Annotated in this window: 7 protein-coding genes; 3 read left to right on the top strand and 4 right to left on the bottom strand. The window is 68.0% G+C overall.

Features of this window, described 5'->3' with window-relative positions:
- The first annotated feature begins 243 nt into the window (after nucleotides 1-243).
- From G3N98_RS36915 to gor, 3 genes are all read left to right on the top strand, one after another.
- Nucleotides 244-1,365 (top strand): porin, encoded by a 1,122-nt coding sequence (locus G3N98_RS36915; RefSeq protein ID WP_034190325.1) that lies wholly within the window; start codon nucleotides 244-246, stop codon nucleotides 1,363-1,365.
- Nucleotides 1,366-1,740: 375 nt separating this feature from the next.
- Nucleotides 1,741-1,965, top strand: a complete 225-nt coding sequence (locus G3N98_RS36910) for a hypothetical protein (RefSeq protein ID WP_043185162.1) — start codon at nucleotides 1,741-1,743, stop codon at nucleotides 1,963-1,965.
- 244 nt (nucleotides 1,966-2,209) lie between these two features.
- On the top strand, nucleotides 2,210-3,568 hold the full coding sequence (gene gor / locus G3N98_RS36905; protein ID WP_206150882.1) for a glutathione-disulfide reductase: 1,359 nt from the start codon (nucleotides 2,210-2,212) through the stop codon (nucleotides 3,566-3,568).
- Nucleotides 3,569-3,643: 75 nt separating this feature from the next.
- Here gor and G3N98_RS36900 read toward each other — a convergent pair whose 3' ends face one another.
- From G3N98_RS36900 to G3N98_RS36885, 4 genes are all read right to left on the bottom strand, one after another.
- Nucleotides 3,644-4,945 carry an FAD-binding oxidoreductase gene (locus G3N98_RS36900; RefSeq protein ID WP_206150881.1) on the bottom strand — a complete coding sequence of 434 codons (1,302 nt, stop codon included), beginning with the start codon at nucleotides 4,943-4,945 and terminating at the stop codon, nucleotides 3,644-3,646.
- Between the two features lie 25 nt (nucleotides 4,946-4,970).
- Nucleotides 4,971-6,275 (bottom strand): FAD-binding oxidoreductase, encoded by a 1,305-nt coding sequence (locus tag G3N98_RS36895; protein ID WP_206150880.1) that lies wholly within the window; start codon nucleotides 6,273-6,275, stop codon nucleotides 4,971-4,973.
- A 111-nt stretch (nucleotides 6,276-6,386) separates the two neighbouring features.
- Nucleotides 6,387-7,967 (bottom strand): DUF3138 family protein, encoded by a 1,581-nt coding sequence (locus tag G3N98_RS36890; protein WP_206150879.1) that lies wholly within the window; start codon nucleotides 7,965-7,967, stop codon nucleotides 6,387-6,389.
- Between the two features lie 116 nt (nucleotides 7,968-8,083).
- A partial coding sequence (locus tag G3N98_RS36885) for an ABC transporter permease subunit (protein ID WP_206147189.1) occupies nucleotides 8,084-8,577 on the bottom strand: 494 nt, incomplete at its 5' end.

Raw genomic sequence — 8,577 nt, 5'->3', positions numbered from 1 at the left:
GCACCGTCAGCCGCGCTCGCGGCCGCTGCCGTGCGGCGCCCGATGCCCGCCCGATGTGCGTTGCCGCGCGCAGCGTTGTGCGCGGGCGACAGTTCCGCCGTTACCGCGCATTTCAATTTCTTTCAGCGATGGCAGTCGTCATATGATTCAGCCCACATCGCGCGCGCCAAGAACGTGAGCGATCGCCACCCGGCTGCGCACGCGGCCGGCCATGAATGGAGACACCTAAAAAAAGGAAAGCTCATGAAGCAGACCACCCGACTCGCAGCCATCGCAGGGGGCGCCGCGCTCGCATTTGCCAGCCAGTACGCGGCCGCGCAAAGCTCGGTCACGCTCTGGGGCGTCGCCGACGCCAGCATCCGTTACCTGACCAACGCCAACGCCAAGAACGACGGCCTGCTGTCGATGACCAACGGCGCGATCACGAACAGCCGCTTCGGCATCTACGGCACGGAAGACCTCGGCGGCGGCCTGAAGGCCGTGTTCAACCTCGAGAGCGGCGTGAACCTGCAGAACGGCGCCTTCGCCGACAGCGGCCGCCTGTTCAACCGCGCCGCGTACGTCGGCCTGCAGAGCCCGTACGGCACGGTGACCCTCGGCCGCCAGAAGACGCCGCTGTTCGACCTGCTGTCGGATACCTACGATCCGCTGACGGTCGGCAACTACCTCGAAAACGCATGGCTGCCGGTCGCACTCGGCGGCGGCCTGTATGCGGACAACCAGATCAAGTACACGGGCAAGTTCGACGGGCTGACCGCGAAGGCGATGTACTCGACCGGCACCAACTACGAATCGACCGGCGCGGGCGGCTTCTCGGGCCAGATCCCGGGTTCGCTCGGCAAGGGCAATGCGTGGGGCGTGTCGCTGTCGTACGTGATGGGCCCGCTCAGCATCGCGGCCGGCGCGCAGCAGAACAGCGACAACTCGGCGCGCAAGCAGACGATCTACCACGCGAACGTCGTGTATGCGTTCAGCAAGGCGAAGATCTACGCGGGCTACCTGCGCTCGAAGGACGACACGGGCTTCGTCGACAGCCTGCTCGCACAGCAGACGATTCCGGTCGCGAAGGGCACCGGCCGGATCGACGACGGTCCGTTCGCGGGCGTGAGCTGGCAGGTCAGCGCGCCGCTGACGCTGACGGGCGCGTTCTACTACGACCACATGCGCAACGCGATGACCACCAACGGCACGCTCGCGAGCGGCAACCGCTACGCGATCGTCGGCATCGCCGAGTACGCGCTCAGCAAGCGCACGGAAGTCTACGGCACCGTCGACTTCAACAAGACGAACGGCGCGGCGAACGTCGAGCTGCCGGGTCGCAGCAACCAGACCGGCATCGCGATCGGCCTGCGCAATATCTTCTGACGAACGTCGGAACGCATCGGCCGGCAGTCGTCCGGCCTGCATCGAAGGGGCGCCGCGAGGCGCCTCTTTTTTTTCGCCACGCGACCTTCATACGCGCACACGACTATTCGGCGAATGCTCCATCACGAGACCCCCGCGCCGTAAGGGTTTCGTCGGCAATCCAGAACATACTTTTACAGTGCGCGCGAAGCCTTTCCGCTACGCTGCGTGCATCGCCCGTAGCGTGCCGCCTGGCGCGCGCGTGCGTCGTTCCGGTTGCGCTCGGCGAGTGCGGCCGGCCTGGTGCGTAACTTGTGTATCCGGTGATGACAATCGCGGTCCGCCGGTTTTTTTCGTGGGACGATGCGCTCACGATTTTCTTGAAAGGGGATGACGATGGGTATCCTGAACACCGTGGGTGAAATCGCTGGCGCAGTCGCTGCTGTCGAAGGCGCGGAAAAGCTGGATCCGGATGCGGGCCTGCTGACCAAGGCGGCCGCCGCCGTCGCCGGCTTCAAGGGTGCGGAAGCGATCGAAGGCATGCTCGAGAAGAAGGAAGAGCAGCCGCAGCAGGCAGACGACACGCAGGCGACGGACGGCAGCGACACGTCGCAGGCATGAGCATGGCGGCTGGTCCGGCCGTGGGCGCGCCCTTCGCGCGCCCGGGCGGACCGGTGCCGCGCGGCCGGCAGGTCGGGCATGCGGTCGATCGGTGACGCATGACACACCCGGCAGCTGGTTTGACCGGCGAGAGGCAACGTCTCTCGCCGTTTTTTATTGGGCGCGCGCCGGGCTGCACCGTGCCCCGCAAGATTGCCGGAATCTTGCTATCGTGCCGTCATCCGAACTGCGATGAGGGAATGCGATGGATTTCGACTACGACCTGTTCGTCATCGGCGCCGGCTCGGGCGGGGTGCGGCTCGCACGCATGTCCGCGTCATACGGCGCGCGCGTCGGCATAGCGGAAGAAGAGCAGATCGGCGGCACCTGCGTGCTGCGCGGCTGCATTCCGAAGAAGCTGCTCGTCTACGCATCGCACTACCCGCATGAAGTCGAGGATGCGAAGGGCTTCGGCTGGACCTTCGGCGCCGGCACGCTCGACTGGCCCGCGCTGATCGCCGCGAAGGATCGCGAGATCAACCGGCTCAGCGACATCTACATCAACCTGCTGCGGCAATCGGGCGTCGAGATGCATGCGGGGCGCGCGACGCTCGTCGATGCGCACACGGTCGCGATCGGCGAACGCACGATCCGTGCGCGCCACATCGCGATCGCGACCGGCTCGCGCCCGTCGATGCCGGCGCGGCCCGGCATCGAGCATGCGATCACGTCGCGCGAGGCGCTGTCGCTTGCCGCGTGCCCCAAGCGCATCGCGGTGGTCGGCGGCGGCTATATCGCGGTCGAGTTCGCGGGCATCTTCAACGGCTTCGGCAGCCACGTCGACCTGTTCTATCGCGGCGAGAAGATCCTGCGCGGCTTCGACGACGACGTGCGCCAGTTCCTGACCGACGAGATGACGAAACAGGGCGTCACGATCCATGCACGCTCGGTGATCGAGTCGATCGAGCGCGCGGACGACGGCACGCTGAGCGTGCGCGTCGGCGCTGCGCGGCACGGGCCGTACGACCAGGTGCTGTATGCGACCGGCCGCGTGCCGAACGTCGACGGCCTCGGGCTCGAGCAGGCGGGCGTGATGCTCGACGCGCGTGGCGCGATTGCCGTCGATGCGTATTCGGCGACGTCGGTGCCGTCGATCCACGCGATCGGCGACGTCACGTCGCGGCCGCAGCTCACGCCGGTCGCGACGCGCGACGGCGGGTTGCTCGCCCGCACGCTGTTCGGCGGGTCGCGCGTCGCGGCCGATCACGAATGGGTGCCGTCGGCGGTGTTCAGCCAGCCCGAGGTCGCGACGGTCGGGCTCACCGAGTCGACCGCGCGCGACCTGTACGACGGCGACGTCGATATCTACCGCACGTCGTTCAAGGCGTTGCGTCACACGCTGTCGGGCCGCGACGAGCGCACGCTGATGAAGCTGGTCGTCGCGCGCGACAGCCAGCGCGTGGTCGGCGCGCACATGGTCGGCCGCGATGCGGGCGAGATCATCCAGGGCATCGCGATCGCGATTCGCGCGGGTGCGACCAAGGCGCAGTTCGACGACACGATCGGCATTCACCCGACCGCGGCCGAGGAGTTCGTGACGATGCGGCAGAAGGTGGCGGATTAGCGGGGGCGCGTCGGCGCACGGCGACAACGGAACGGCTGCGCTTCGACGCGGCCGTTTCTCGTTGATGTGACCCGGTCAATGCACGCCGAACGCGTCGAGCAGCCGGTACCAGCTCATCGCGAGCACCAGCGCCGGCGTGCGCAGCGCCTCGCCGCCGGGGAAGTCGCGATGGCGGATCTTGTCGAACAGGTCGAAGCGGCTCGCCTGTCCGTTGATCGCCTCGGCGATCAGCTTGCCCGCGAGCGCGGTCGTGTTCACGCCGTGCCCCGAGAACCCCTGCGCGAAATACATCGTCGGCGCGATGCGGCCGAAGTGCGGCGCGCGGTTCATCGTGATGTCGACGAAACCGCCCCATGCGTAATCGACCTTCACGTCCGCCAACTGCGGGAACGTCTTCAGCATGTCCGCGCGCATCGCCGCCGCGAGATCGCGCGGCTCCCGCGTCGAATAGCTGACCTTGCCGCCCCACACGAGCCGCGTGTCGGGCGCCGGCCGGAAATAGTCGAGCACGAAGCGGCTGTCGCAGATCGCCGCGCGCGCGGGCATCAGCGCGGCGGCGCGCGCGTCGCCGAGCGGCTCGGTCGCGATCACGTAGGTGCCGACCGGCATGATCTTCCTCGACAGCGCGGGCGCGAGCGTGCCGACGAAGGTATTGCACGCGAGCACGACGAAGCGCGCGCGCACGTTGCCGCCGCTCGTCTCGACGACATGGCCGCCCGCGACGTCGCGCACGCGCGTCACGCAGCTGTCCTCGTGGATGCGCACGCCCGCGCCGGTCGCCGCGCGGGCGAGGCCGAGCGTGTAGTTGAGCGGATGCAGGTGGCCGCTGTCCGGGTCGTACAGGCCGCCGCAATAGCGCTCGGACTGCACGTAGTCGCCGAGTTCGTCGGCTTCGACGAAGTGGAAGCGGTCGTAGCCGAAGCGCTTCGCGGCTTCGTCGCGCCAGCGTTTCAGGCCGTCGGCGTCGCGCTCGGTGTTCGCGGCGGTCAGGTAGCCGGGCACCAGCGCGCAGTCGATGTCGTGCTGTGCGATGCGCGACTTCACGAGCGACAGCGTTTCGAGCCCCATGTCCCAGATGCGCTTCACGTCGGCTTCCGGCATGAACTGCCCGAACGTGTCGATGTCGCACGCGAACCCGCCGATCAGCTGGCCGCCGTTGCGGCCGCTCGCGGCCCATCCGACCCGCGACGCTTCGAGCACGGCGACCGAATGGCCGCGCTCGGCGAGATTGAGCGCGGCGGACAGGCCCGTGAGGCCCGCGCCGATCACGCACACGTCGGCATCGATCGTGCCGGCGAGCGGCGCGTGGCGGGTCGTATCGTTGGCGGTCGCCGCGTAGTAGGACGCGACGTGCGGCTGGTTGGCGAATGTCTGCATGGTCAGGATGACGGAGGAGTTTGGCTCAGAATAGCTCGCGCACGCGGTGGTACAGCATCCCGAGTTCGAGCGCGGGTTGCCGCCATGCGTCGCCGCCGGGGAAGCGCCGGTGACGCATGCGCGCGAACAGGTCGAACGCGCGCGTGTCGCCCGCGATCGCGCCGGCGACCGCGCGTCCGGCAATGCCGGTGAGCGCGACGCCGTGGCCGCTGAAGCCCTGGACGTAGAAGAAGTTCGGATCGAGCGCGCCGAAATCCGGCGCGCGGTTGCGCGTGACGTCGACGAAGCCGCCCCACGCATGGTCGACGCGCACGTCGCCGAGTTGCGGGAACACGCCGACCATGCGGCGCCGGATCGTTTCGGCGAGCGTGGCGGGCGACGCGCCGGCCGAATTCGCGCGGCCGCCGAACAGCATCCGGTGGTCGGCCGACAGCCGGAAATAGTCGAGAAAGAAGTTGTTGTCGCACACGGCTTCGCGCTGCGCGATCAGCGCGTCGGCGCGCGCATGGCCGAGCGGCTCGGTCGCGATGATGGTCGACGCGATCGGCGCGATGCGGGCGGCCGTCGCGGCCGGCAGCACGCCGCCGGGGCCCGCGTTGCAGCACGACACGACGAAGCGGCAGCGCACGTCGCCCGTCGGCGTGCGCACGATGGGCCGCTCGCCGCGCACGATGTCGAGCGCGGGCGTATGCGCGTACAGCGCGACGCCTTCGCGGCGCGCGGCATCGGCCAGGCCGAGGCAGTACTTGAGCGGATGCAGGTGGCCCGACAGCGGATCGTAGACGCCCGCGAGATAGCGTGTCGATGCGATGCGCGCGCGGATCTCGCCGGTGTCGAGCCATGACAGCGACGGATGGCCCCAGCGCTGCGTTGCGGCGTCCATCCACGCGCGCAGGTCGTCGATGCGGCGCGGTTTCGTCGCGACCGTCAGGTAGCCGCGCGTGAAGTCGCAGTCGATTCCGTAGCGCGCGATCCGCTCGGCGATCAGCGCGACGCCATCGAGCGACAGCGACCACGCGGCGCGCGCGCCGTCGGCGCCGAGCTGCCGCTCGATCTCCTCGTCCTTCGCGAAGCCGGTGATCGCCTGGCCGCCGTTGCGGCCCGACGCGCCCCAGCCGGGCCGGTGCGCGTCGATCACCGCGACGGACAGCCCGCGTGCGCGGCAGTCGAGCGCCGTCGACAGGCCTGCAAAGCCGGCGCCGATCACGCAGACGTCGACGTCGATCGTCCCGTCGAGCGCCGGGTCGTCCACGGCGGGGCGCACGGCCGTCGCTTCGTAGTACGAGTCGCGCGCGAGCGCATCGGCGCGGCGGGTGAAAGACTGCGTCATGAATCCGGCTCCCTCGTTGCAGCCGGCGGCGGTGCATCGCGCACCGTCGTCCGGCCGGTAAAAACGGCGCGGGACGCCGTGCGTGCGGCACGGCGTCCCGCGCGGGCTGCGTCAGAACGAATAGATGAACTGCGTCGCGAGCAGGTCGTTGGACTTGCCATACGATCCGTCGTTGCGCAGGAACACCTTGTTGTTCGCCCAGTCGTGGCGGTATTCGACCTTCACGGTGATCTGCTGGGTCGGATAGAACAGCAGGTCGAGCGCGACATCCTGGCGCACGGCCCCCTTGCACTCGAAGCCCAGGCCGCCGCCGGCCTTCGACTGCGCGAGGCAGTCCGCGTCGACGCCGAAGCCGTTGCTCGGGTCCATCCCGTTGCCGTTCAGCGCGATGCCGCCGCCGCCGCCGCCGTTCTTCGAGTTGGCGAGCAGGTCGTAGCGCAGCGTCACGCCCATGCGGCCGACCACCGGCGCGTTGAACTTGCGGTGCGCGAGCAGCGACAGGCCGTACCACTGCGCGAGCCCGCCGTTGAATGCCGCATGCTGCTGACGGCCGTAGTCGACTTCCGCGTTGTACTGAATGTCGGCGAGCGTGTAGGTCGCGTCGAGTTCACCGAAGAAGAACGAGCCGTACGCGCTCGGTGCTGCACCACCCGGGCCGTAGTTGACCGCGCCAGTGGTTGGGTCGATCGCACTCGCGAGCGTCTGGCGGCCGATATTGAATGAACCGCCGATGTCGAGCGCACTCGACCACGTGTAGTCCGCGCGTGCGGTGAAGGTCGGCACCTTGTTGCTGGTGGTGATCGGGTCGCCGAGCGCATTCACGCCTTTCTGCGTGACCGAACCATACGTGCGGTACTGCTCGTTGCCGAGGAAGAACTTCCACGCCCAGTTGCCCTTGGTGTAGTTCGCGCCGATCCCGACGTAGCTGCCCGGATCCGAGAAATCGTACAGCAGGTTGTGCGTGAGCGTGAGCATCTGGTTCGACTGCTGCACCTCGTAGCCGCCGAAGCTCGGGATCAGGCCGGCGACCAGCGTCGTTTCGGCGGTGATCGGCACGTTGATGACCGCGGTGTTCAGCAGGTTGTCGGTGATCGAGCCGCGCGAGTTCTGCAGCAGCGTGATGCCGTTGCCGCGGTTCGGCATCAGCGTGATTTCCGCCGACGGCGCCATCGGGCCGACGCCGAACGTCTTCTTGATGTCGAGGTAGAGATCGCCGAACGTGCTGTTGAAGTAGTTGTACGCGTTCTCGTGGTTCGCGAACAGGAACGACGACGTGCCGGCCGCGCGGTTGTACATGTAGGTCGGGTCGATGTAGCCCGTCACCGACAGGCCGGCCAGCGGGCCCGTGTTGGCCGCGTCCGTCAGCGAGTCGACCTTCAGCTGCTGGTTCGCGATCTGCTGCTTCATTTCGCCGACCTCGTCATTGGTCAGCGTGGCCTGCGCCTTGCCGTAGTCCGGCGAGCCCGGGTCGATGGCCACGGCGGCCGGCGCGGCGCCAGCCCCTGCCTTCGTGCCGGCCTGCGCGGTCGCGGGGCCGCCCTTCGCCGACAGTTGCGCCTGCATCGCCTTCATCTGTTTCTGCAGCGCCGCGACCTGCGCCTGCAGCGCCTTGATCTCGGCGGATGTCGAGTCGGCCAGCGCGATGCCCGGTAACGCGCCGGCCACCAGCAGGCAGATCAGTTTCTTCTTCATTGCGGATTCTCCTTGTCGTGCGCCTGTCAAATCGGAATCGAATCGCGCGCCCCCCCTGGGGCAGCGCGTGTTGCTTGTCTGCAGTGCTTGTTATCTTTGAAGCCGGAAGCGAGGCGTCACGCCACCGCGAACGCCGCCTTCATGTCGGCGATGCGGCGCCGCTCACGCGCGATCATCATCCGGTTCACGACGATCACGCCGATCGTCACCGCCGTGATGAACAGCGTCGCCAGCGCGTTCATCTCTGGGTTCAGCCCCAGCCGCACGCGCGAGAACACCACCAGCGGCAGCGTCGTCGAGCCTGGGCCAGACAGGAACGCCGACAGCACCAGATCGTCGATCGACAGCGTGAACGACAGCAGCCAACCCGACAGCAGCGCCTGCGAGATCAGCGGCAGCGTCACCACGAAGAACACCTTCAGCGGCGTCGCGCCCAAATCGAGCGCCGCTTCTTCCAGCGACTTGTTCATCTCCTTCACGCGTGACTGCACGATGATCGCCACGTACGACACGCACAGCATCACGTGACCGATCCAGATCGTCACCATCCCGCGCCCCTTCGGCCAGCCGAACATCTGCTCCAGCGCAACGAACAGCAACAGCAGCGAGA

Origin of the sequence: Burkholderia sp. Tr-20390 (assembly GCF_017104595.1) — a bacterium.
Taxonomy (GTDB): domain Bacteria; phylum Pseudomonadota; class Gammaproteobacteria; order Burkholderiales; family Burkholderiaceae; genus Burkholderia.
The sequence above is the reverse complement of the archived record's forward strand: the minus strand, read 5'-3'. Positions and strand labels throughout refer to the sequence as shown.

Bases quoted from the DNA above. Each gene is read 5' to 3' on its own strand.
- G3N98_RS36915 (WP_034190325.1), top strand. From the start codon at position 244: ATGAAGCAGACCACCCGACTCGCAGCCATCGCAGGGGGCGCCGCGCTC.
- G3N98_RS36910 (WP_043185162.1), top strand. From the start codon at position 1,741: ATGGGTATCCTGAACACCGTGGGTGAAATCGCTGGCGCAGTCGCTGCT.
- gor (WP_206150882.1), top strand. From the start codon at position 2,210: ATGGATTTCGACTACGACCTGTTCGTCATCGGCGCCGGCTCGGGCGGG.
- G3N98_RS36900 (WP_206150881.1), bottom strand. From the start codon at position 4,945: ATGCAGACATTCGCCAACCAGCCGCACGTCGCGTCCTACTACGCGGCG.
- G3N98_RS36895 (WP_206150880.1), bottom strand. From the start codon at position 6,275: ATGACGCAGTCTTTCACCCGCCGCGCCGATGCGCTCGCGCGCGACTCG.
- G3N98_RS36890 (WP_206150879.1), bottom strand. From the start codon at position 7,967: ATGAAGAAGAAACTGATCTGCCTGCTGGTGGCCGGCGCGTTACCGGGC.